General features: G+C 63.6%; 24 protein-coding genes. 21 read left to right on the top strand and 3 right to left on the bottom strand.

What is annotated here, in order from left to right:
- Positions 1-45: 45 nt before the first annotated feature.
- The 19 genes from ndk to QP752_RS08235 all read left to right on the top strand — a co-directional run bounded on the left by ndk (position 46) and on the right by QP752_RS08235 (position 17,732).
- Positions 46-456, top strand: a complete 411-nt coding sequence (gene ndk / locus QP752_RS08325; RefSeq protein WP_070478404.1) for a nucleoside-diphosphate kinase — start codon at positions 46-48, stop codon at positions 454-456.
- Between the two features lie 219 nt (positions 457-675).
- Positions 676-3,393, top strand: a complete 2,718-nt coding sequence (locus QP752_RS08320) for a translation initiation factor IF-2 N-terminal domain-containing protein (RefSeq protein WP_284805249.1) — start codon at positions 676-678, stop codon at positions 3,391-3,393.
- Positions 3,394-3,593: 200 nt separating this feature from the next.
- Positions 3,594-3,899 carry a 50S ribosomal protein L21 gene (gene rplU, locus QP752_RS08315; RefSeq protein ID WP_070362040.1) on the top strand — a complete coding sequence of 102 codons (306 nt, stop codon included), beginning with the start codon at positions 3,594-3,596 and terminating at the stop codon, positions 3,897-3,899.
- Between the two features lie 25 nt (positions 3,900-3,924).
- Entirely contained in the window at positions 3,925-4,245 is a 321-nt protein-coding gene (rpmA, locus tag QP752_RS08310) for a 50S ribosomal protein L27 (protein WP_070362041.1), read from the top strand.
- A 112-nt stretch (positions 4,246-4,357) separates the two neighbouring features.
- Positions 4,358-5,878 carry a GTPase ObgE gene (gene obgE / locus QP752_RS08305; protein ID WP_070362042.1) on the top strand — a complete coding sequence of 507 codons (1,521 nt, stop codon included), beginning with the start codon at positions 4,358-4,360 and terminating at the stop codon, positions 5,876-5,878.
- A gap of 17 nt (positions 5,879-5,895) precedes the next feature.
- Positions 5,896-7,032 (top strand): glutamate 5-kinase, encoded by a 1,137-nt coding sequence (gene proB / locus QP752_RS08300; RefSeq protein ID WP_071573551.1) that lies wholly within the window; start codon positions 5,896-5,898, stop codon positions 7,030-7,032.
- A gap of 21 nt (positions 7,033-7,053) precedes the next feature.
- Positions 7,054-7,962: a D-isomer specific 2-hydroxyacid dehydrogenase family protein gene (locus QP752_RS08295; RefSeq protein ID WP_070478395.1), complete on the top strand. Its 909-nt coding sequence runs from the start codon at positions 7,054-7,056 to the stop codon at positions 7,960-7,962.
- Entirely contained in the window at positions 7,962-9,227 is a 1,266-nt protein-coding gene (locus tag QP752_RS08290) for a glutamate-5-semialdehyde dehydrogenase (protein ID WP_070975219.1), read from the top strand. Before QP752_RS08295 ends, QP752_RS08290 begins: the two co-directional genes overlap by 1 nt.
- A 98-nt stretch (positions 9,228-9,325) precedes the next feature.
- On the top strand, positions 9,326-10,255 hold the full coding sequence (locus QP752_RS08285; RefSeq protein ID WP_256005382.1) for a cutinase family protein: 930 nt from the start codon (positions 9,326-9,328) through the stop codon (positions 10,253-10,255).
- A gap of 28 nt (positions 10,256-10,283) precedes the next feature.
- Positions 10,284-10,700 (top strand): hypothetical protein, encoded by a 417-nt coding sequence (locus tag QP752_RS08280; protein ID WP_284805248.1) that lies wholly within the window; start codon positions 10,284-10,286, stop codon positions 10,698-10,700.
- A gap of 28 nt (positions 10,701-10,728) precedes the next feature.
- The gene (gene nadD / locus QP752_RS08275; protein ID WP_256006643.1) at positions 10,729-11,346 is read left to right on the top strand and encodes a nicotinate-nucleotide adenylyltransferase; all 618 of its coding nucleotides are present in this window, start codon (positions 10,729-10,731) and stop codon (positions 11,344-11,346) included.
- A 56-nt stretch (positions 11,347-11,402) separates the two neighbouring features.
- A complete protein-coding gene (gene rsfS, locus QP752_RS08270) occupies positions 11,403-11,873 on the top strand; it encodes a ribosome silencing factor (protein ID WP_256005380.1) in 471 nt (156 codons plus the stop codon).
- A gap of 4 nt (positions 11,874-11,877) precedes the next feature.
- Positions 11,878-12,516 carry a histidine phosphatase family protein gene (locus QP752_RS08265; protein WP_070478388.1) on the top strand — a complete coding sequence of 213 codons (639 nt, stop codon included), beginning with the start codon at positions 11,878-11,880 and terminating at the stop codon, positions 12,514-12,516.
- Positions 12,517-13,314, top strand: a complete 798-nt coding sequence (locus QP752_RS08260) for a DegV family protein (RefSeq protein ID WP_256005378.1) — start codon at positions 12,517-12,519, stop codon at positions 13,312-13,314.
- 127 nt (positions 13,315-13,441) lie between these two features.
- The gene (locus QP752_RS08255) at positions 13,442-14,098 is read left to right on the top strand and encodes a ComEA family DNA-binding protein (RefSeq protein WP_284805247.1); all 657 of its coding nucleotides are present in this window, start codon (positions 13,442-13,444) and stop codon (positions 14,096-14,098) included.
- 3 nt (positions 14,099-14,101) lie between these two features.
- On the top strand, positions 14,102-15,736 hold the full coding sequence (locus tag QP752_RS08250; protein WP_284805246.1) for a ComEC/Rec2 family competence protein: 1,635 nt from the start codon (positions 14,102-14,104) through the stop codon (positions 15,734-15,736).
- Between the two features lie 5 nt (positions 15,737-15,741).
- A complete protein-coding gene (gene holA, locus QP752_RS08245; RefSeq protein ID WP_070362053.1) occupies positions 15,742-16,668 on the top strand; it encodes a DNA polymerase III subunit delta in 927 nt (308 codons plus the stop codon).
- Between the two features lie 15 nt (positions 16,669-16,683).
- Positions 16,684-17,088 (top strand): ankyrin repeat domain-containing protein, encoded by a 405-nt coding sequence (locus tag QP752_RS08240; protein ID WP_284805245.1) that lies wholly within the window; start codon positions 16,684-16,686, stop codon positions 17,086-17,088.
- Positions 17,088-17,732 carry a LysE family translocator gene (locus QP752_RS08235; RefSeq protein WP_256006642.1) on the top strand — a complete coding sequence of 215 codons (645 nt, stop codon included), beginning with the start codon at positions 17,088-17,090 and terminating at the stop codon, positions 17,730-17,732. The genes QP752_RS08240 and QP752_RS08235 overlap by 1 nt, the downstream gene beginning before the upstream one ends.
- Here the strand turns inward: QP752_RS08235 and QP752_RS08230 are convergent.
- The 3 genes from QP752_RS08230 to QP752_RS08220 all read right to left on the bottom strand — a co-directional run bounded on the left by QP752_RS08230 (position 17,719) and on the right by QP752_RS08220 (position 19,803).
- On the bottom strand, positions 17,719-18,735 hold the full coding sequence (locus tag QP752_RS08230; protein WP_284805244.1) for a PHB depolymerase family esterase: 1,017 nt from the start codon (positions 18,733-18,735) through the stop codon (positions 17,719-17,721). The genes QP752_RS08235 and QP752_RS08230 overlap by 14 nt on opposite strands.
- Positions 18,736-18,833: 98 nt before the next feature.
- Positions 18,834-19,097: a 30S ribosomal protein S20 gene (rpsT, locus tag QP752_RS08225; RefSeq protein ID WP_070362056.1), complete on the bottom strand. Its 264-nt coding sequence runs from the start codon at positions 19,095-19,097 to the stop codon at positions 18,834-18,836.
- Between the two features lie 190 nt (positions 19,098-19,287).
- A complete protein-coding gene (locus tag QP752_RS08220; RefSeq protein ID WP_070362057.1) occupies positions 19,288-19,803 on the bottom strand; it encodes a type II toxin-antitoxin system PemK/MazF family toxin in 516 nt (171 codons plus the stop codon).
- An 81-nt stretch (positions 19,804-19,884) separates the two neighbouring features.
- On the opposite strand from QP752_RS08220, the gene lepA reads away from it, so the two are divergent.
- Positions 19,885-21,741 (top strand): translation elongation factor 4, encoded by a 1,857-nt coding sequence (gene lepA, locus QP752_RS08215; RefSeq protein ID WP_070362058.1) that lies wholly within the window; start codon positions 19,885-19,887, stop codon positions 21,739-21,741.
- 310 nt (positions 21,742-22,051) lie between these two features.
- Positions 22,052-24,147 (top strand): Rib/alpha-like domain-containing protein (locus QP752_RS08210; protein ID WP_284805243.1); only part of this gene is annotated, 2,096 nt, incomplete at its 3' end.

The raw sequence follows: 24,147 nt of genomic DNA, 5'->3' as shown, positions 1-24,147 counted from the left end.
AAGATGTTCGCACCCGGTGGTTGTTGTTTAGTAGGGTATGGAGACATGACTGAACGTACACTGATTTTGATTAAGCCAGACGGCGTTGCAAACGGCCACGTCGGAGAGATCATCTCCCGCATTGAGCGTAAGGGCCTCAAGCTGGTCGAGATGGACCTGCGCACCGCAGACCGCGAGACCGCAGAGAAGCACTACGCAGAGCACAAGGACAAGCCGTTCTTCGGTGAACTCGTTGACTTCATCACCTCTGCTCCGCTGGTAGCAGGCATCGTCGAGGGCGAGCGCGCTATCGAGGCTTGGCGCCAGCTCGCCGGCGGCACCGACCCGGTTGCCAAGGCAACCCCTGGTACTATCCGCGGCGACTTCGCCCTCACTGTCGGCGAGAACGTCGTCCACGGTTCCGACTCCCCAGAGTCCGCCGAGCGCGAGATCGCAATCTGGTTCCCGAACAAGTAAGAACCACGCTTCAATCGCCCATCCTGCTGTACATGGCAGGGTGGGCGGTTTTGTTGTGTTGGCAGCGATGCTGAAATAGGCGCAGTCGGCGTCGTGTGTCACAATGGAGGCAAGCTTTTTACAACTTTCTGTAGGAACGTGTGTCAGCCGTGTGGCAGCGGCAACGGCTTCGCGCCCGGTTGACGCAGCTTGCAGATGCAAAAATATAGGAGCACGTACGTGGCGAAAAAATCTCATACCGAAATTCAGGACTTTGATCGATCAACCCTGAAAGACAAAATGCGGGTGTTCCAGCTCGCGAAGGCGTTGGGGGTGGCGTCGAAGGACGTTGTCGTCGCGCTGACTGAGTTGGGAATTACAAAGGTTGCGCAGTCCTCGGTTACTCGGGAGGAAGCCGAGAAGGTCATCGATGCGCTGCAGCAGCCCGCGGATAAGGCTGAGGCGAAGAAGTCGAAGGATAGCAGCGACGAAAAGATCCGCGAGCGGGTGCGCAAGGACGTAGAAAACGAAATCCACCAGATCGAGGAGAAAGTCGACGCCACCTTCGAGGTCGCCGACGAGCCGGAGCCGGAACCAGAGCCGGAACCAGAACCGGAGCCCGAACAAGAGCCGGAGCCCGATCCTGAAGAGGAAGCAACGGTCGAATACGCGCCGATCTTCAAGGCGCCGACGCGTCCAAAGCGCCGCCGAGCAGTGCGCACCTCCGAACCGAAGGAAGCGGATGAGGATGCCGCACCGAAGGGTGAAGTTGAGGAGCCCAAGGAGGAAGAACCTAAGGTCGAGGTTATTGACGAGCCGAAGGGGATCAGCGGTTCCGCCCGTCTGGAGGCGCAGCGTCGTCGGCGGAGTGAGCGTCGAGAAGCGGAGCGCCAGCGCTCCCGTATTGTTTCTGAGGCGGAATTCCTTGCGCGGCGCGAGTCGGTGCACCGCACGATGGTGGTGCGCGAGCGCGACCGCAACGACGGCCCAGGCCGCATCACGCAGGTAGCGGTCCTGGAAGACGGGCTGCTTGCGGAGCACTTTGTGTCCACGGACGATAACGCGTCGATCATCGGCAATATTTACATGGGCCGTGTCCAGAACGTGCTGCCGGGCATGGAAGCGGCGTTCATCGACATCGGAACCGGGCGCAACGCGGTGCTCTACGCCAGCGAGGTTGACTGGAAGGCTGCGAAGCTTGGCGGAAAGAAGCGCAGGATTGAGCACGCACTGAAGTCCGGCGACCAGGTGATGGTGCAGGTCTCGAAGGATATTAACGGGCACAAGGGTGCTCGCCTGACAACGCACATTTCGCTGGCCGGACGTTTCCTCGTGTACGTGCCGGGTGGCCGTAACGCTGGGATCTCCCGCAAGCTGCCCGTCACCGAACGCAAGCGCCTCAAGGGCATCCTCAACGAGGTTGTGCCTGGCAAGGGTGGGGCGATTATTCGTACGGCTGCCGAGGGCATGTCGAAGGAAGCGATTGCTGAGGACGTCCAGCGCCTGCACAAACAGTGGGAAATGGTGCAGGAAAAGGCAGAAGCCGCGAAGAACGGGAAGGGCTCGCGCCCGGTGCTGCTCTACGAAGAGCCGCGCCTGATCGTCCGCGTCGTCCGCGACGTCTTCAACGAGGACTTCTCTGAGTTGATCATCGACGGCAAGAAGTCCTACAACATTGCGCACGCTTACCTGCAGTCCGTCGCGCCTGACCTGTTGGACCGCGTGACCAAGTTTGACCGCTCCGAACACGACGGTGCCGACGCCTTTGCGGAGCATCGCATCGACGAGCAGGTCCAGAAGGCGCTTGCCCGCGTGGTGTGGCTGCCGTCGGGCGGCACGCTCGTTATTGAGCGCACCGAGGCCATGACGGTGATTGACGTCAACACCGGCAAATTCACTGGCTCCGGCGGCAACCTCGAGGAGACGGTCACCGCGAACAATTTGGAGGCCGCGGAGGAAGTCGTCCGCCAGCTGCGCCTGCGCGACATCGGCGGCATGGTGGTCATCGACTTCATTGACATGATCCTGGATGAAAACAAGGAGCTGGTGCTGCGTCGCCTGAAGGAAACGCTGGGCCGCGACCGCTCCCGCCACCAGGTCTCCGAGGTCACCTCGCTCGGCCTGGTGCAGCTGACCCGCAAGAAGCTCGGCGATGGTCTGCTTGAGACCTACTCCAAGCCGTGCGAGTGCTGTGGTGGCCGCGGTGTGATCATCACCGAGGAGCCTGTAGAGCACGCGACGTACAACCCGGAGGAAGACGACCTGCAGCACCGCGGTGGCCGCGGCAAGCGTCGCGGGAAGTCGAACGGCGAGCGTTCCAACAAGAAGGCGGAGGAGAAGCGCCGCAGCAAGCTGGACGAAAAGGCGATCGACGAGCTGGTCGGCTCGGTTGTGTCCGAAGACAATGAAGCACACGAGGACAACGACGAGCCGAAGCCGCCTGTAGTAGGTGAATCCTCCAAGCGCGAGTCCGGTTCGCGCCGCCGTGGACGTCGAGGCACGAGCCGCGGGCGTGGGCGCGCGCAGGAACAGGACAAGCCACAGGACAAACCGCAGGAGCAGGCTCAGGAGAAAGGCAAGTCCGAGCAGACGTACGAGGAGGCCGTCGACGCCTTCGAGCGCTCCCCGCGCCGGAAGCGAGCGACCCGCGGTAACTCCCGTTCGGACCACAAGCCAAAGCGCGAAGATTTCGAACGCCAGGAGCACGTTAAGGAACCTGTGAAGGAAGCTCCACGCGAGGAAGCGCAAGAGCAGCCGAAGGCGAAGGTGACGGAGTCTCCTCGCCGGCGCGGGCGTCGGCGCGCAGTGCGCAAGACGTCCCAGCCGCAGCAGCAGGAGCAGCCGAAGGCGAAGGAAACGAAGCAGAAGGCAACCAAGCCTGCGACGAAGAAACAGGAGTCGAAGGCGAGTGCGCGGCGCAGGCGGCGACGCGCGACACGCCGAACCTCTTCCAAATAGAGGAGCAGTGGGGTGCGGTTTGATAATCGCACCCGCTTCTGTGTAGTATTTGACAGTCGCTGTTTTGGGCTGTGAAGCCGCGCCGTTTACGCATGCAGGCACGGTGGAACGCGAAAGGCCACAAAGCGCTAGAGAACTGTACCAACTGTCTTCTGTGCATGCGGGGAGACACAACGAGTTTAGATAAGGGGTAACCCTCTATGTACGCGATCGTCAAGACTGGCGGCAAGCAGTACAAGGTTGCCGAAGGCGACCTAGTCAAGGTCGAGAAGATCGAGGGTGAAGCGGGCGACAAGGTTGCCCTCACCCCGGTTCTGCTCGTCGATGGCGCGGATGTCACCGCAGGCCCTGATGCTTTGTCCAAGGTTTCTGTTGAGGCTGAGATTGTCGAGCACGGCAAAGGCAAGAAGGTCGACATTCTGAAGTACAAGAACAAGACCGGCTACAAGGTCCGCCAGGGCCACCGTCAGCCACAGACAACCATCAAGATCACTGGTATCAAGTAAGACTTCCATCTAAGGAGATTCAGACATGGCACACAAGAAGGGTGCATCCAGCTCCACGAACGGTCGTGACTCAGAGTCGAAGCGCCTCGGTGTGAAGCGTTTCGGTGGTCAGCAGGTAAAGGCGGGCGAGATCCTCGTTCGTCAGCGCGGCACCAAGTTCCACCCAGGCGACAACGTCGGCCGCGGTGGCGACGACACGCTGTTCGCACTGGCAGCTGGCGCAGTCCAGTTCGGCATTAAGCGCAACCGTCGCATCGTCAACATCGTCCCAGCGGACGGCGAAGGCGTTTCGGCAGAGGTGCTCGAGGCTGCAGAGGCAGCTGGCGTCGCACAGGAAACTGCGTAACCCGTAGCAATACTTGAAACACCGCACACCCCGACCGGGTGCGCGGTGTTTTTCTTTCCCACAACCCGGTACCCTCCACTACTAGAACTCTTTTGCAAGGAAGGCGGAACTAATGGCCCAATTTGTTGACCGCGCGGTGCTGCACCTCCAGGCCGGTGACGGCGGACATGGCTGTGTCTCTGTCCACCGCGAAAAATTCAAACCCCTCGGCGGGCCGGATGGTGGCAACGGCGGCCACGGCGGCGATATCGTGCTGGAGGTATCCAACCAGGTGCACACGCTGTTGGACTTCCAGTACCGCCCGCACGTTAAGGCGAAGCGCGGCGGCAATGGCGAGGGTGATCACCGAAACGGCGCCCGCGGAGAGGACCTTATCTTGGAGGTCCCAGTTGGAACCGTTGTGCGTAGTGAGGACGGGGAAATCCTCGCCGACCTGACGGTGCCGGGTACTCGTTTCCTTGCGGCTGAAGGCGGCTTCGGTGGGTTGGGCAACGCGGCTCTTGCCACCGCGAAGCGGAAGGCCCCGGGCTTCGCGCTCAAGGGTGAGCCTGGCGAAGCACACGACTTGATCCTCGAGCTGAAGTCCATGGCGGATGTGGGGCTAGTGGGGTTCCCGTCGGCGGGGAAGTCCTCGCTGATTTCGGTGCTTTCGGCCGCGAAGCCGAAGATCGCGGATTACCCTTTTACGACGCTCGCTCCGAACCTTGGCGTGGTCAACGTCGGCGACGATACGTACACTATCGCGGACGTGCCCGGCCTGATCCCTGGCGCGAGCCAGGGCAAGGGCCTGGGTCTGGACTTCCTGCGCCACATCGAGCGCACCGCGGTGCTCGCGCACATCGTGGACGTGGCCACGATGGAGCCGGGGCGCGATCCGATCTCTGACATTGAGGCGCTCGAGCACGAGCTTGACTCCTACGCCGACCAGCTTGACCTGGACTCTGGTCTCGGTGACCTGCGTGAGCGCCCTCGCATCGTTGTGCTGAACAAGATGGACGTGCCGGAGGCCCGGGAGCTCGCGGAGTTCTTGGAGGACGACATCAAGGAAAAGTTCGGCTGGGATGTATACATGATCTCCACCGCGACCCGCGAGGGCCTTGACCCGCTGAAGTGGGCGCTGTGGAACATCGTGGAGCGTGCCAGGAAGCGTCGCGTGAAAGCCGAGAAGGCAACTCCTACGGAGGTGCTGCGACCGAAGGCGGTTGCGCCAAGGCGCCGTGGGCACGCGCAGGAGGGCGGCATCGAAGTTGTTCCTGACCCGATGTGGCCGGGCGGCTGGCTGGTCACTGGCGAGAAGGCGGAGCGCTGGATTCGCCAGACCGACTTCGAAAACGACGAGGCGGTCGGCTACCTCTCGGACCGCCTGAACAAGGCCGGCGTGGAGGACCAGTTGCGCAAGATCGGCGCGAAGGAGGGTGACACCGTCACCATCGGCGAGATCTCGTTTGATTGGGAGCCATCGCGAGCGGGTGACCCAACCATGGCGGGACGTGGCCAGGACGCCCGACTCTACGACACCACGCGCGCGTCCGCATCGGAGCGCAAGCGCGCGTCCCAGGCGCGCCGCGGCCTTATCGACGAGTTCGATTTCGGCGACGGGGAGACAGCCGACCGGGAACGTTGGCAGGGTTAGCGCTACACTGAGCTGCTATGAACGCAGCAACAACTACGGAGGCGCAGCTTCGCGAGCACATTGCTGGTGCGAAGCGGGTCGTCGTCAAGCTTGGTACCTCCTCACTGGTCAATGAGGATTCCTCGGTGAGCAGGGTCAAGATTGACCGCCTCGTTGATGCGCTGGTGGACCGCATGGATGCGGGCACCGACGTCGTGGTGGTGTCCTCCGGCGCGATCGCGGCGGGCATGAGCCCTCTGGGGCTGCGAACGCGCCCGCGCGACCTTGCGACGAAGCAGGCCGCCGCGGCCGTGGGGCAGGTGCACCTCGCGCAGGAGTGGGGTGCTTCCTTTGCTCGGCATGGCCGCACGGTGGGCCAGGTGCTGCTGACGCAGGCCGATGCCGGCGTGCGGGAGCGCGCGCGGAACGCCCAGCGCACGATCGACAGGCTGCGGCAGCTGGGCACTGTGCCGATCGTGAACGAGAACGACACGGTGGCGACCTCCGAGATGCGCTTCGGCGATAACGACAGGCTCTCGGCGATTGTGGCGACGCTCATCGGAGCCGATGCGCTCGTGTTGCTTTCAGACGTCGACGGCCTCTACGACCGCAACCCGGCCGACCCGAGCGCGCGCTTTGTCTCTGAGGTCCGCACCGGCGCTGACCTCGAGGGCGTCGTGGCCGGTGACGGTGGTGCGCTCGGGACCGGGGGGATGGCGGCGAAGGTGTCGGCGGCGCGGCTCGCAGCCCGCGGCGGAGTGCCAGTGCTGCTGACCAGCGCGACCAAAATCTCGCAGGCGCTGCAGGACGCAAGCTGCGGAACCGTATTCCACACCCGTGAGCAGTCAACGCTTAGGGCATGGAAATTCTGGGCGCTCTACGCCGCGGACGCTGAAGGCGTGCTGCGCCTGGATAAAGGCGCCGTGCAGGCCGTCACCAGTGGGGGCACGAGCTTACTCGCGGTGGGTATCACCGACATCGAGGGGGACTTCCACGCCGGTGACATCGTGGAGATCCTGGGGCCCGATTCGGAAGCCGTCGGGCGCGGCGAGGTTGCGTATGATGCCGCGGAGCTTGCCGGCATGCTGGGCAAGCACACGGATGAGCTGCCGGAAGGGCAGCGCAAACCCGTCGTGCACGCCGACTATTTATCAAATTTCGCCACCCGTCTGTAAATACACGCTAGGTTGGGGTGCATGAAATTTGCATTCTTACCGAAACCTTGGGACGCAGTCGTCGATGACCTGACAGATCACGGCCACACGTTTGTGGACCTCGACGAGTCTCCAGACGTGTTGGTGTTTCGCGGGAATCCGGAAGATTTCCCAGAGGAATTACCGCCGAGCGTGAAGCTTGTGCAGGTGGCGTATGCGGGCGTCGAAAAGCTGGTAGAGGCAGGGGTGCTCGATGTCGATGTGCCGGTGGCTAATGCCGCCGGGATATACGACGACACTGTGGCCGAGGCGGCACTGGCGCTGCTGTTGGGGGTGCTGCACCGGCACAAGGCGGTGACGCCGCAGTGGAACGACAGGCAGCTCAACGAGGAGACGGACTACCTGTTCGACAACAAGAAGGTCGCGGTGATTGGGGCGGGTGGCATCGGTAAGATGCTGATCCGCTTCCTCGAGCCGTTCGGGCCGGAGATTATTGCGGTGAACCGCTCCGGCAACCCGGTGCCGGGGGCCAAACGCACCGTGGCGATGTCCGAGGCGCAGGATGTGTGGTCGGAGGCGGACTACTTCGTGCTCATCGCGCCACTGACGAAGCAGACGCACCACCTCGTCAACGCGGAGGTGCTGCGCGCGATGAAGCCGAACGCGGTGGTGGTCAACGTTGGCCGTGGCCCACTGATTGATACGGAGGCGCTGACCAAGGCCCTGCAGGATGGCACGATTGCTGGCGCTGGCCTGGACGTGACGGACCCTGAGCCGCTGCCGGAGGATCACCCGCTGTGGCAGATGGACCGCTGCCTGATTACCCCGCACACCGCGAACATCCCGCGCTACATGCAAGCGCGCGTGGGTGAACTGACACGCCGAAACTGGGAGGCACTGCAAGAGGGCCGCCCGTTGCCGACGCAGATTGATGTGGAGGAAGGATACTAATGACGACTATCGAAGCTCAGGTACTGCAGTTGGCGAAGGCTGCGAAGCAGGTGGCGCCGGTGATCGCGACGCTACCGACCGTCCGCAAAAACGCTGTGCTGCAGCACGCGGCGCAGGCGCTGGAAGCACGTACTGCGGAGATTCTGCAGGCCAACGCCCGCGACATCGAGGAAGGCCGCGCGGCTGGCATGGACGAAGCGTTGGTAGACAGGCTCGCGCTGGATGAGCAACGCATCGCGGGCATCGCGGACGGACTGCGTCAGGTCGCGAGCCTCCACGACCCAGTTGGGGATGTGGTGCGCGGCGGCACGATGTACAACGGGATCCGGATGCGCCAGGTTCGCGTGCCGCTCGGCGTGATGGGCATGGTCTACGAGGCCCGCCCGAACGTCACGGTCGATGCGTTTGGCCTGGCGCTGAAGTCAGGCAACGTGGCACTGCTGCGTGGTTCGAAGTCGGCGGCGCATTCGAACGCGGCGCTGGTCGCGGTGCTGCAGGGCGTGCTGGCGAAGGAGGGGCTGCCAACCGAGGCGGTCCAGCTGCTGCCGAGCGACTCGCACGACTCCGTGACCGCGCTCATCACGGCACGCGGCCTCGTCGATGTTGTCATTCCGCGCGGCAGCGCCCGGCTTATTGACGCCGTCGTTACCCAAGCAACCGTGCCCACCATCGAGACCGGCACCGGCAACTGCCACGTATACGTGGATGCTTCAGCGGACATTCAGCAGGCGATCGACATTGTCGTCAATGGCAAGACGCGCCGGGTGTCGGTGTGCAACGCGACTGAAACGGTGCTGCTTGACGCGGCGTTGCCGGATGCGGACAAGCTGGCCGTCGTAAAGGCACTGCAGGACGCCGACGTGACCGTCCACGGGGACCCGGCAGCACTTGGTGCGTTTGGGGCTTGCGACGTAGTCGAGGCCGACGAGCACGACTGGGCGGAGGAGTACCTTTCGATGGACGTTGCCGTCGGTGTCGTCGACGGCGTTGAGGGGGCCGCGAAGCACATTGCACGCTACTCCTCGGGGCACACGGAAGCCGTGGTCGCCACTGATGCACGCGTGCTGCAGTACTTCGCGGACCACGTGGATTCGGCAGCCATCATGCTCAATGCCTCGACCGCGTTTACGGATGGCGAGCAATACGGCATGGGTGCAGAGATCGGGATCTCTACCCAGAAACTGCACGCACGTGGACCAATGGCGCTGCCTGAACTGACAAGCACGAAGTGGATCCTGGAGGGCAGCGGGCAGACTCGAAGTTAGGAAAATGGTGTGGGCGGGCTACACTAATGCGCAGTTTCTTCACACCCGGAGTCCAAGGTGTGACTCATCCATAGAGAAGGTGCATAGTGTTCCGCAAAATGCGTACGTTTTTCCGTCGTCGGCTACCCGTGACTGCAGTTGCGTTCGTCGCAGCAGCAGCTGCGGTGGTTACCCCCGTGCTGCCGACGGAGGAAGCGACCGCCCAGCAGCGGTGCCCTTCGGTCGCGGTAATCGCTGCACGCGGCTCCGGTCAGAATAACCAGATTTACCGAACACGCTATGCCGGGGAAGCCCCGTGGACCTCGAATGGTTGGGAGGGGGAGACCATTCGCGCTTTCCTTCGCTATTCGGAGTCGCGCTACCGTGCCACTCACGGCGGGAACTCCCTGATGAAGGACGTGGAAGTCCTCGGTATGGAGCCGCGCTACTACCCAGCGATTTACCCGGATTATGATATCCCTTCCGTTGCAGCACCCGCGACGCTGCTGCAGGCGCTGGGTTTGGCTATCCAGTACGCGGTGCCGTTGTTTACGATGGCGCGACAGGCTGGCACGGACTTTATGGACTCCGTCAACATTGGGCGCACTGGCGTGATGGCGCTGGTGAACGACTACGAACGCGCGAGCGGGTGCCATCCGAAGTACGTGCTGTCCGGCTACTCACAGGGCGCGATGATCCTGCTGGAGCACGAGCGTGAGCTGGCACGCCGCGGCAAGCTAGCGGGCGTTGTCTACTTTGGCAACCCGATGACTGCCGCGCGTGATGCTGGCACGGTGGGCGTGGCAAACGGCGGTGCAGGCGGCATGCTTGGCTTCCTGCCGTTTAACACCCGCACCGCGGGTGCGACCCGCAACAAGGTCAACTACTGCTTGCCGCTGGACGCAGTGTGCGATCTTTCCGTCCAGGTCCTGCGGGCCGCTGCCCCGACGGGCGGTACCCACGGCCAGTACTTCCTGCGGTGGAACCGTTGGGATGACCAGGTGGCAGACTCTTTTGGCCGCTTTGTTGATCAGGTTCGGTACCGCTAAGAGTTGAAGGAAGGACAAGGACACAGTCATGGTTTCGTGGAAGCGGGCAGCGTGTAGCGCTCTTGTAACAGCGACGCTGTTGACCAGTGGGGTGTCGGTTGCGCAGGCTCAGGAGACTGAAGCAGGCGTGGCGGTGCCGACGCCCTCACGCGGGGTATACATCCAGTCGCAGAAGTGCCAGTTCCGGACGGATGGCAAGGGCAACGTACTTGTCGACGCCAACGGGCAGCGCATCCCAGTGCTTGACGAGCATGGCAAGCCGGTGTGTGAAGACCTCAACGCCAGCTCGATGTCATCGATGAAGCAGCGACCAGATTCATCCGCAGAAGGCAAGGAGAAGTTGCCGTGGTGGGGCATTCTGCTCATTGTGCTTGGCTCAATTGTTGGCGTGGTGCTTACAGCGTTCTGGCTCGCTTTCGAGCAGGCGAACGTCTGGATCGGGTAAGCACGTGGCAGAGGCCGTAGCAGCATCATTGCGCGACGCTCGACGCGTGGGCGTCATGGGCGGTACTTTCGACCCGATTCACAACGGCCACCTCGTGGCCGCGAGCGAGGTCGCCGACCGTTTTGACCTCGACGAGGTCGTGTTTGTGCCGACGGGTCAGCCCTGGCAGAAAGCGGATCGGCAGATCACCGACTCTGAAGATCGCTACCTCATGACGGTCATCGCGACTGCCTCGAATCCGAGGTTCTCGGTCTCTCGGGTAGACATTGACAGGGAGGGGCCGACCTACACCCTGGACACGCTGCGGGATTTGCGCGCCCTGTTGCCGCAGGCGGAACTGTTCTTTATCACGGGTGCGGATGCTTTGGCGTCGATAATGTCGTGGCGCGATTGGGACCTGATGTTTGACCTGGCACAGTTTGTCGGCGTGACGCGCCCCGGCTACGAGCTGAGCGAGGCCTTCTTGCCCGAAGACGTGCAGGAGCAGGTGCATTTGATTGAGATTCCTGCGATGGCGATCTCGTCCACGGGGTGCCGCGAGCGCGCCAAAGAAGGCCGCCCGGTGTGGTACCTGGTGCCAGATGGCGTGGTGCAGTACATTGCGAAAAACGACCTATATCGTTCAAGTGGCGAACAGCGCCCTTAGCGTGGGACAATAGGCGCGTTACTGCTATTTTTCATTACTGACGAAGGACTGAGTACTTGACTGCTCTGCAGATCTCTCTTGATCAGGCCGCGATCGCCGCGAAGGCCGCCGACGAAAAGCTCGGCGAGAACATCGGCGTCATCGATGTGTCGAACGTGATCGGCATTACCGATATTTTTGTGATTGTCTCCGCGGACAACGAACGCAAGGTAAACGCGATCGTCCAGGAGATTGAGGACGACATGACCGACGCCGGCTTCGAGCCGAAGCGCCGCGAGGGCGTTCGCGAAAACCGCTGGGTGCTGCTGGACTACGGCAACATCGTGGTGCACGTGCAGCGCAGCCCGGAGCGCGACTTCTACGGCCTGGACCGCCTGTACGCAGACTGCCCGGCAATGAGCGTGGAGGGCCTACCAGCCTACGAACGCCCTGGTGCGTTCGCGGACGGCGAGAGTGTGCGTTCGGCGCAGCAGATTGAAGACCTTCCGTTGGCGGGCGATGCCCCTGAGGACGAGGACGAGTTCTAACACCATGGCGCGACGACTCATCTTGCTGCGACACGGCCAAACCACGTATAACGCCACGTCGAGGATGCAGGGGCAACTCGACACGGAGTTGTCGGAAGAGGGGAGGCAGCAGGCGCGAAACATTGCGCCGGTGTTGACAGAAATGGGCGTCGCCAAGATTGTGGCTTCGGACCTGAGCAGGGCTGCAGTCACGGCGCAGATCGTCGCGGAGCACCTCGAGCTGCCGGTGACGTATGATGCGCGCCTGCGCGAGACGCACCTCGGGCAGTGGCAGGGCAAGACACACGCCGAGGTCGATGGTGCCGACGGCAGCGTTCGCGCCCACTGGCGCAATACCCCAACGTGGGCGCCGCCGGAAGGCGAGAGCCGGATTGACGTCGCGCAACGGGCACGCCCGGTTGTTGACGAGTTGATGGAGCACTTCGACGAGTGGGATGACGCGGCGGTGCTGCTTGTCGCCCACGGAGGTACGATCGCGGCGCTGACGTCGAGCCTGCTAGACCTGGAGATCTCGCAGTACCCGATGATGAAGAGCCTGCGTAACGCGAACTTTGCGCAGCTGCAGGCGTTGCCGCGCTACGGCGAGCCGGACACTGGCGTGCAGTGGTACCTCGAGGCGTGGAACCAGGGGTTGACGGTCTAGATGGCGGTACGGGTTGTTGTTGATTCCTCGGCGGGTTTGCCAGCTGATATTGCCAGTGAGCTCGACATTACGGTGCTCCCGCTGCACGTCATGGAACAGTCTGAGGACGACGAGGTGTCGACGAGCGGGCTGTCCGCAGTCGAGCTCGCCGCCGCGTACGGGCGCCAGATCGAGCGCTCTGGGGACGATGGCGTGGTAGCCCTACACCTGTCGAAGCACTTTTCTTCCACCTGGTCCGCGGCGGTTTCTGCTTCGGGGGTGTTTCCGGGGAACGTGCGGGTGCTCGACACCAGTACCGTTGGTATGGCGGTCGGGGCGGCAGCGATGGCGGCGGCGACCGTCGCGCGCGAGGGGGCGAGCCTCGACGAGGTAGAAGCGATGGCCTCGTCCACGCTGAAGCGCTCGGAGACGTGGTGCTACCTGCACCAGCTGGACTGGTTGCGCAAGTCTGGCAGGATTTCCACGGGGACTGCGGTGTTGTCGGCGGCGTTGCTGGCAACGAAGCCGATTCTGCGGATGCACAACGGCAAGCTCGAGTTAGCAGGCAAGACTCGCACCCAGACGAAGGCGTTTTCCAAGCTCACGGAGCTTGTTTTGGAGCGTGCGGATTCCCAGCCGGTGTTTGCTGCGGTGCAGCATGCGGACGCGGAAGAGTCCGCGCAGCAGCTGGCGGGCATGCTTGATGAGGTGCTGCCGCGGCACTCGCGGGTGCTGGTGGAGCCAATGGTCGATGTGCTTGCTGCGCACACCGGGCCCGGCGCGATCGGGCTGTCGGTCGTGTTTGGTTCGCGCACGTAGCGGCGCTGTCAAGGGGGTTGGCTGCGGCTGTGGAGAAGTAGCCTGCACGGGGTGTGCGGTTTGGGGGTTGTCCACAGCGGGTTTGCTTGGTCTGTTGGGGCGAGAACGCCGGTTTTAGCCTGTGGTTATGCAGGTCATTGAACGGATTCAAGAGCTTACGCGCCCGACTGGTGAGGAGGCGCTGCTGCAGGTGAAGTACCCGACTCCTCGCGTGCACGTTCCGGTGAAGCCGGCGGCCGCGGTGATGGGGGTTGTGATGAGCCTACTGGTGCTGTGGGCGGTGGTGCAGGTCCGCGGCCCGGATGTTGCGGAGGAGGATGCGCCTGTTTGGGAGAACGTTGCTACTGCGACCGATGTGCCGGAGCGCGTGGTGGTTGCGGTGGTGGGGGAGGTGGCAAATCCTGGGCTGGTGACGCTGAACCAGGGTTCCCGCGTGGCGGATGCGCTGGATATTGCGCAGCCGCTCGACCACGCGGACTTGCTGCAGTTGAACCTCGCTCAAGTGCTTGTCGACGGCCAACAGCTCCACGTCGTCGCAATCGGTGAAGGCCCTGCCGCACCGACTGGGGATGGCGCACCTGCGGGGGCGAGCGGCCAGCTTTCACTCAACGGGGCGTCGGCCGCGGAGCTGGTCACGCTGCCCGGGGTGGGGGAGGCGACCGCGGCGGCGATTATCGCGCACAGGGAGGCGAACGGCCCGTTCCAGAAGGTCGAGGATCTGATGCAGGTCAAGGGGATTGGCCCTGCGAAGTTTGAGGCGATTGCGCCGTTGGTGGGGCTGTAAGCGGTGCAGGAGCTTCGGCTGGTGCCCACGGCGCTGTGTGTCTGGATAGCGACGATCGTGGCTGTTGCGCTCGCGCCGTGGGCGGGGTTCGCGGTGATTGTCGCGGCGGTGGTGCTGTGCGGGTGTGCGCGTGCGGTGGGCCAGGCGGTGCTGGCCGGTTCCGGTGGCGTGGCGGCCGTCGTGGTGGCCTGGGTCCGCATCGCGGTGGCGCGGGCGGGGACGTTGCGCCTGCCGGTGGAGGCCACCGTGACGGCTGCCCCAAAGGAGCTTGCCTCTGGCGGGATGCTGGTACGCGTGCGCGCCGGGAGCGGTGGCGCCGAGCTGCCGGTGTTTGTCCGCGGCGGCGTCCCCGATGGCGTGGTCAGCGGTGCGACGGTGCGGGTGGATGGCACGGTGTCGGAGTCGTCGCAGGTGGGCGTCAACCCGTGGGCGGTCAATGGCACGGTCGAGCCGTTGAACGGGCCGACGGGTGCATCCGGGTGGGCGCAGCACGTGCGGGCAACGTTCGCCGATGCGGTGCGCGAGCACGTCGGGGAACACTCGCAGGGCCTCATCCCGGGCATGGTGCTGGGCGACACCTCGATGCAGGGGGCGTCGGAGCAGCAGGCGTACATCGCTACCGGGCTGTCGCACCTCTCGGCGGTATCGGGTTCGAACGTTGCCATCGTGACGACGTTCGCCGTGGTAGTAGCTGCAGCGCTGCGCATCGGACTCTACGGCAGGCTCGTTGCAGCGGGTGCTGCGTTGGCGGTGTTCGCCTTGCTCGTTGGGCCGGAGCCGAGCGTGCTGCGGGCATCGGTGATGGGGCTGGTGGGACTCGTTGCGGTGGTGGCGTCGAGTCAAACGGAGGTCATTCACGCGTTGTGCCTGGCGGTGATTGCGCTCATTTTCTTCGATACCGACTTGGCGCTGCACTACGGGTTTGCGCTGTCGGTGGCTGCGACCGTCGGCATCGTGGTGCTCTTCCCGCTGTTCTACAGGGCGCTCGCACCGACGGCGTTGCCGGACATCCTCGTACGCGCCGTCGCGGTCGCCATCGCCGCCGACGTTGCGACGATGCCGCTCGTGGCCGCGATGGCGGGCCAGGTCTCGCTGGTCTCTGTTGGCGCGAACGTGCTGGTGGCCCCCGTCACGCCCCTGGTGACGGTGCTTGGGCTGTGCGCGGTGGTGCTGGCGGTGCTACCGGGAGGTCTTGAGTCGATCGTGCTGTGGGTGATCTCCCCGCTGACCTGGTGGGTCCACGCTGTGGCTGAACATGGAGCGGCGCTGCCCGCCGCCACAGTTGCTGCGAACCCGGTGACGGTGCTTATCGGCTATGGGTGGGTGGTCGCCGTGTTGTTGCTTGTGCCGTGGCGCCGCCGGACATTGGCGCTGTGCCTGACCTGCGCGGTGGTAGCAAGCGTTTGTTTCGCGTGGCCACGAGGCACCGTTGTGGATCCCGCGACGCTCCGCAGCCACGTCGTGGCCACCAAAGACGACATCCTTCCCATCCCGTCAGGCACCGAGCTCGTCGTGGTACTCGAGGAAGGCAGCGCACCCAAGCGCCCGGCAGCAACCCCGGACGGCATCCCCGTCATCTTCCCCAACCGGGGAGCAGTGCCCGTCCTCTACGCAGATGGGAGGCAACAGCTACGCTAAGAAGCATGCTCAACCCAGTGCACCTGGTCCTCGGGGAAGACGAGTTCCTCGCCGAACGCGCCACCAAAGCCATCATCGCCCAGCTCAGCCCAGCTGCGGAGCGCACCACCCTGCGCGCAGGCGACGTCACCGAAGGCGAACTGGCCATGGCGACCAGCCCGTCACTGTTCGCCGAGGAACGCATCGTGCTGATCAAGAACACCGAGCTGGCAGGCAAGGAACCGCTCGAGATCCTGCTGCGCGCCTGCGTGGACCCGGCGCCAGGTATGACGCTGATCATCGAGCACTCCGGAGGTGGGCGTCAAAAAGCCTATGTGAAGAAGTTCGAGAAGATCGCCGAGGTCCACCGAGCGAACCCGCTGCGCGACCGCGACCGGCACTCGTGGCTCACCCAGGAGTTTAGGCGCTACGGGCAGCGCCCAACCCCGGACACTGTCGCTGCGCTGCTCGAATCCGTCGGCTCTGACCTGCGGGAACTCGCCAGTGCGGTGAGCCAGCTCGTGGCGGACACCGACGGGGAAGTCGACGTAAACGCTGTGCGCAACTACTACACGGGCGTGGCGGAAGTCGCGGGCTTCGACATCGCAGAGCAGGCCATCGCCGGGCGCGCCGACCGCGCGCTCGCCTCCACGCGCCGGGCACTGCAGCTGGGCACGAGTCCAGTGGCGATCGCGGCGGCGCTCGCGCACAAGGTCGGGGACATCGCCAAGCTGTACGGGGTGCGGGGTAACCCGGACCAGCTCGCGCGAACGGTCGGGATGCACCCCTTTGTGGTGAAGAAGACCATGAACGTTGCGCGCCAGTGGTCGGGTGATGCGGTGTCGCAAGCCGTCATCATCGTCGCTGAGCTGGAGTCTACGGTGAAGGGCAATGGCGGGGAGCCGGAGTACGCGGTGGAAGAAGCAGTCCGCAGGATTGCCCAACTCGCGTGATAGCGTAGGAAAACTATGACGCAGCAACCAAACGAGATCCCCGAAGACGTTCAAGCCTTCGCCACCCGCCTCTTTCAGATGGCGCGTGGCGGCGAGGCAACCCTGCTCGATTACGTTGACCAGGGCGTCGACGTCAATCTGGCGAACCAGGACGGAAACTCGTTGTTGATGCTCGCCAGCTACTCCGGGCACCTCGCCCTGACTGAAGGGCTCATCGCGCGCGGCGCGGATGTCAACGCCCTGAACACTCGCGGGCAAAGCCCGTTGGCAGGGACGATCTTCAAGAAGGAAGACGATATCGCCCGTGCACTTATCAACGCGGGTGCCGACGCCACCATCGGCACCCCAAACGCCATCGACACAGCGAGCATGTTCGGTCGCGAGGACCTCATCGACCTGCTTCAGGGCACGCAGCGGTGATCGCGCCGGCAGATCTCGCGGTCATTGTCGGTCTGAACTTGGTCGGTGCGGCCGCGCCTGGGCCCGACGTCATCCTGGTGACGCGTACCGCGACGCGCTCGCGGCCGCACGCGTGGGCAACGACGTGCGGAATCCAGCTCGGTGTGCTGTGGTGGTGCTCGCTGACCGTGTTCGGTGCGGCGGCGCTGCTGACCGCCGTGCCGCGCGCGCTGCAGGTAGTGCAGGTGATCGGCGGAGCGTATCTGGTATGGATGGGTATCAACGCGGTGCGCCAGGGTTGGCGCGACCGGCACAACCCACCCCTTTCCCTCGAGGAAGCAGAGCAGAGGCTCGGTAGCCTGCGAGCCAGCTTTGTTCGGGGGCTGTCTACCAACCTGGCGAACCCGAAAATCGTGCTGGCGTTGTCCGCCATGATTGCGCCACTGCTGCCAGCTAGTCCGTCGTGGGCAACGCAGATTGTGGTGATCTTGTCGCTGTGGGCCAGCTCGTTCATCCTGTTCGGCGTGCTCACGCAGGTGGTGTCTACGAACCGGGTGCGGCGCAAATTACTAGCCGCCGGGCCCGCAATCGATATGGGCTCCGGCGGCTTCTTCTGCGTTGTTGGCGCGCTCCTCGTGGTGCGTGGTCTGCTTAGCGCAGGCTGAGCAGGAAGTCCACGGTGGCGGAGCTTGCAGATGGATCCGTGAACCACGTGTGGCCGCCACCTTCGACGCGCTGCAGCTCAGTTCGGGCGCCACAGGCAGGGCTCAACGTGGTGACGTTGCCCAGGCGGGTCTCGGTGGCGGAGCCCGCGATGCAGCCGTTCTTGTCCATGAACAGGTTGAACACGTCGTTGACCGAGCGGAACGTGGCTCCGTGGCGGGTGCCGCCGTCGTAGCCGACGACGTTGTCGTTGGTGCCGTGCATGATGAGCGTCGGCACGGAACCGCTCTTGCAGCCCTCGACGGTCGGGTTGTAATAGGCGCCCGCCACAGAGGCGATACCGTTGACAAGCTCAGGGGCGTGGCAGGCAAGCGAGGCCACCATGCCGCCACCGTTGGAAAGTCCGACGGCGCTCACGCGGTTGCGGTCGGCGCCGAAGTTCTCGACGAGGTCGTCGATAATCGCGCGGGTGTATGCAATGTCCTCGCGCGTCGACGTGCGGGCGTACGGCGCACCCGCCCAGGCCTGGGACTCGCCCTCGGCGTAGACGACGATGGCGCGGCCCGCAGCAGCGGACTCGAGGTGTGCGTAGCCCTGCATCTGGTCGGCGGTGTGCTGCCACCCGCCGTAGCCAATGATGACGGGGTAGGACTTTCCTTCCTCATAGCCCGAGGGCAACACCACATTGTAGGAGCGCGACAGGCCATCAGCGTTGACGGTGCGGCGCTCCTGGGAACCGCGGCGGCCCGGCTCGTGCGAGGAGCCGATCGTGCCGGTGACCGGGCCCAAAATCACAATGGCCGCGACAAGGCCGACGAGCAGCGCCAGCCGGTCCAACCGAATGTTTTGCGGGTTCAACATCTTCTGGAGCTGACGTAGGTCAGGCATCTGCTGTGCCTGCGCTGTAGGGGTGACGGCGGACTGCTCAGGGGCCACCGCTACGGCGCCCAACGTCAGAGTTGTAGCTGTTACTGCTGCGCAAAGCGCACGACGATAGTTCTTCACAAATTCAGTATCGTAGAGCAGATCCAGCAATGTTACGAATGCAAAAAATCCTGCGCACCGGACGGAGCCGGGGCACAGGATTGCTCTGCGCGAAAAACTTAAGCCATCTTGTTCAGAGCGCGAGCCATGTTCGACTTCTTGTTCGCCGCGTTGTTGCGGTGGAACACGCCCTTGGACACAGCCTTGTCCAGCTTGCGGGAAGCGAAACGCAGCTGCTTCTCAGCGGCAGCCTTGTCGCCGGACTCAACAGCCTCACGGAACTTACGGATCTCCGTGCGGACAGCGGAACGGACGGACTTGTTGCGAACGCGACGCTTCTCGTTGGTGAGAACGCGCTTCTTCTGCTGCTTGATGTTAGCCATAATGTGCACCTCTTAAATAAGTTGGTATCGATTGCAATGTCGAAGATTCGGCAACGGGCTGTTGCTGCGTAATGCTTTGAACTTGACGCGAACCCAAGGTCCTGCCCGCGTAGATCACGCACCCGAAACCGGATACAAACAACTCGACTAAGATACCCCACCACGAGAAACGGGGCAAGTGGCAGGCTTACTAGGTCCAGTGGTACGTGTCGCGCAGCCGGTTCGCCACGCGATCGAAGCGCCGGGCGGGGAGGGTGGCGCCTCGCCGGTGGATACTTGCCTCCGGCACGACAAGCAGCAGGTCCAGGCGCAGCCAGCCGGGTTGGCCGGAGGCGTCCCAGTCCCCGGTGCCGATGCCGAGCCACTCCTCAGTGGCAGACGCAGGGTCCGACACCGGCTCCTCGCCGCAGTGGATGAGCAGGGCAAGAACATCGTGGTGGTCGCGTCCGACGACGAGCATCGCGCGTTCCTCCGGGGGAGTCGACGGCACGAGCGCCCACACGACCTCGCCGGGTTCGGCGTTGCCGTCCATGTCCGGACCGTAATACAGGTTCCGGGCGTGCTGTTCCGTAGGTTGGACGTCGATACGCGTGGCGGTGGTGCGGGTCTTGGTGCCGGGGGTGAGCCCGAGGCGCTCGTTGAGCAGCGCGAGCCCCTCCTCGAGGGAGGCACGTCGTTGCTGTTGAAGCTTGCGCCAGAAAACCATGGTGCAAACTTTAAGTGTTTTGCCTGGCCTGGGCAAGGTTGTGTTTCGAAATGGGGCACTGCGAGGTAGAGTGGCACAATTATGGCTGCCCAAAAACGAAATTTCGCGGAAACCACGTTCACGGACCCGGAGCGGATCCGAAACTTCTGCATTATTGCCCACATTGACCACGGAAAATCCACGCTCGCGGACCGCATTTTGCAGCTGTCTGATGTCGTCGAGGCCCGTGAGATGCGTGATCAGTACCTGGACAATATGGATATTGAACGCGAGCGCGGCATTACTATTAAGGCCCAGAACGTGCGCCTGCCATGGACGCCCCGCTCCGGCGAGTACGAGGGCCAGGAGATGGTCCTGCAGATGATTGACACGCCGGGCCACGTCGACTTCTCCTACGAGGTCTCGCGCGCTCTCGAGGCGTGTGAGGGCGCAATCTTGCTTGTCGACGCCGCCCAGGGCATCGAAGCCCAGACCCTGGCGAATCTGTACATGGCCATGGACAACGACCTGGAAATCATCCCGGTCCTCAACAAAATCGACCTGCCGGCAGCCGACCCGGAAAAGTACGCACTGGAAATCGCCAACATTATCGGCTGCGAGCCGGAAGACGTGCTGCGCGTGTCCGGCAAGACAGGTGAGGGCGTCCCGGAGCTTCTGGATAAGGTCGTCGAACTAATCCCGGCACCATCGTCAGAGTTTGACGCCGACGCGCCGGCCCGCGCCTTGATCTTCGACTCCGTCTACGACACCTACCGCGGCGTCGTTACCTACATCCGCATGATGGACGGCAAGCTGCTGCCGAACCAGCAAGTGCAGATGATGAACACCGGCGTGCGTCACGAGATCCTCGAGATCGGCGTGGTCTCTCCAACCATGAAGAAGACCAAGGGGCTCGGCCCCGGCGAGGTCGGCTACCTGATCACCGGCGTGAAGGATGTGCGCGAAACCCGCGTCGGCGACACCGTGACCTGGGCTAACAAGGGCGCAGAGGAGCCACTCGACGGCTTCGAAGAGGTCAAGCCGATGGTGTACTCGGGCCTGTTCCCGGTCTCGCAGGAGGACTTCCCGGCGCTGCGCGAGTCGCTGGAGAAGCTGCAGCTTAACGACGCCTCCCTGACCTGGGAGCCAGAGACCTCCGTGGCGCTGGGCTTCGGTTTCCGCTGTGGTTTCCTGGGGCTGCTCCACATGGAGATCACCCGCGACCGCCTCGAGCGCGAGTTCGACCTGGACCTGATTTCCACCGCGCCGTCGGTCACCTACCGCGTGATCGCCGAGGACGGCTCAGAGCAGATGGTGCACAACCCATCCGACTGGCCGGGAGGCAAGCTGCAGGCGGTGTATGAGCCGATCGTCAACATGACGATCATCGTCCCGCAGGAGTTCGTCGGCACCACGATGGAGCTGTGCCAGTCGAAGCGCGGCACCATGAAGAACATGGAGTACCTCTCGGAGGACCGCGTCGAGCTGCGCTACTACATGCCGCTCGGCGAGATCATCTTCGACTTCTTCGACATGCTCAAGTCTCGTACCAAGGGCTACGCCTCCCTGAACTACGAGGACGCCGGCGAGCAGGAAGCGGACCTGGTCAAGGTGGACATCCTGCTGCAGGGTGACCCCGTGGACGCGTTCTCCGCGATCGTGCACAAGGACTCCGCGCAGTGGTACGGCAACAAGATGACCAAGAAGCTCAAGGAACTCATCCCACGCCAGCAGTTCGAGGTCCCTGTCCAGGCGGCGATTGGATCGAAGATCATCTCGCGTGAAAACATCCGTGCGCTGCGCAAGGACGTGTTGTCCAAGTGCTACGGTGGCGACATTTCGCGTAAGCGCAAGCTGCTGGAGAAGCAGAAGGCCGGCAAGAAGCGTATGAAGGCGATTGGCTCGGTCACCGTGCCGCAGGAGGCGTTCGTCGCGGCGCTGTCGACCGACGAGGCGTAGCCCCTCAGCGCCGAGTGTGGTGGAAATCACCACACATTTTACGGTCTATATCCTTTGTGATGCATCCACCGCGCGAGTGTGCGGTGGATGTTTTTGTGACCTTGAAGTTTCATTAGTGTGCGACGCCTGTTTGTGGCCAGGTGTCGAAAATGTACTGTATGGGCTACGGCGTGACGGCTCGTAAATGTGCAGGCGGGAGAATTGTCTACCGTGTTTCATATGTTTTTGTCGGGCTAATTAGGATGCGTGTTTTCGGGAAACTTTGAAGTAGCATCAGGGCGATTTTATTGCCTCCGAAAGGACACCCCTCATGCGAAACTTTGGAGCGTCCCGCGCCGCCCGCCGACGTGCGCTGATCGCCGGAACCATCATCTGCTCACTCGCGCTTAACGACGCGCCCGCTCTCGCGGCGGACCCGCACCCCGCTGTAGAGCAGGCACAAACTGAAAATGACGCCATCGCCGCCGGCCGCGTCACCTCGCTGGAGCAGATCGAGCAGCAGCAGGTGCAGGGAGTCGTGCAGGGCCGCGCAGTGCTGGCCACGGACGCCTACTCGCTGAATGCGCAACAGCAGGGACTCGGAAACGGCTACACCGTCTACCTGCAGTGGATGGACAACACGTCCCCGGCGTCCCCAGTCTTTACTGCGGGCACCCACACACTTGCCGACGGCACCCCTCCGGGAGAAGGCTACTTCGTCTTCGACAACCTCGACTGGGTTGACTCCGAAGGCACCCTGCACCGCTTTGCCCCGGAATCTGGAGGCAAGCGGACCCGCTACAAGCTGTGGCTGCGCCCCAACCAACAAGGGCCCGCCGGCAACACCCTAGTCACGCTGCGTCAGGGACCAGGCTCCGGTGTCGGATTCATGAGCCCCGACACCGACGAGCTACTCGGCGCCAAAGTCATCGAAGGCTCCGCACTGACACACGCCCATATCTACGCCGCCGAACAACCCGCCACCGCCGACGCCCCCTTCGCGTTCGCCCGCCCGCGCGCTGAGTGGCAACTCGATGAGCAAGGCCCCGCCGGAGATCGACCACAGTACTCAGTCTCCGGCGTGGTGTACTGGTCCAGCATCAACCAGGAAGACGGATTCCCGCGCAAAACTGAAGGCCAAGATGGCGACGGCCACTACGTGGTGATGAGCCGCTTGAGCGAAGAGGGCGTCGAAAAGCTCAGCGAGGCCACCGGCGATGTCGCAGACCCTGCCGAGCTTTCCCGCGCACAGGCCGCATACCTGCGCGAATACCCCGAAGCGATCGCTGAAACCGTGATGGCAAAGGTCGAGCACGGCCACTACACCGTGCGATTCAGCGGACGCGTAACCGAAGACTCGCTGTACGGCTTCGTCGTCGCAGGCTCGAAGCACTCCGGGCCAACGCAGCAGGTGCTCCCGGCATACTCGGGATGGTCCGTGCCGATGTTTGGCCCCGCTGGCGAACACTCCGTACTCCCGGCGGCCCAGTATCGCGCGGAAGGCATCTTCGCCGCCGACGGCGTCCACTTCGCCCTCGTCCCCGACGCCTCCGACCCCCGCCTCCACCTCAGTGCATCCACTGGCCTGCACCGCGCCGCGCCTGGAGCCGACGTGCACCCCTTCGTAGAAATGGTTTCCGCACTTGGCCAGTCCGCCGACATCGAGTGGACCAACGCGCGAGGCGAAATCGTCGGCGCCTGCAACGACGACAACCTCAACAGCTGCTCCTTCACCGTCCCCGACGACACCCCCGACGGTGCCACCTTCCAGGGTCGATTGATGCTCGAGTCCCAAATCGTGGACTCCGCGCAATTCTCAGTCAGCGCCAAACCACTCGCCGAGGACTACCAGCCGGAATGGCAGCCAATCACCGTCGAAGCAGGGAAGCGCACCACGGCGACGGCACCCACACTCGCGCCCACAGGTCGTCCCGCGCCTGACGACGTCAGCTTCGCCCGCGACGCCCACACACAAGATTGGGTCACCGTGTCCGCCGATGGATCCCTCACCGTAACCCCGCCCGCCGGGACAAAAGCCGGGCGCCACGACGTCCCGGTTTTGGTCACCTACCCGGACCAGTCCACCGAGACGGTTACTGCCGCTGTGACAGTGTCCGCGGCTGAGGCTGAGGCCACGCCGTCGAGTTCGGCGCCGAGTGTGGTGCCGAGTGCGGCACCTAGTTCAACGTCTACTCCGAAGTCGAAGCCGTCTGCCCCGCGGACAACCACGCCGGTTCCGTCGAGCATTGAAAGTTCCGCGCCGCGGACAACAGCGAAGCCGAAGCCTTCAACTGCGACGTCGGCTCCGAAGACCTCCCCGCGGACAACAGTGACCACCAAGCCGTCCGCCCCGCGGACAACCGCAACGACGAAACCGTCCGCGCCGCGGACAACCGCGAAGCCGAAACCGTCAGCCACGACGTCTGC

This window comes from Corynebacterium sp. UMB10321, from assembly GCF_030228725.1.
GTDB classification, from domain to species: Bacteria; Actinomycetota; Actinomycetes; order Mycobacteriales; family Mycobacteriaceae; genus Corynebacterium; species Corynebacterium pseudogenitalium.
This window is presented reverse-complemented; position numbering and strand designations above follow the sequence as displayed.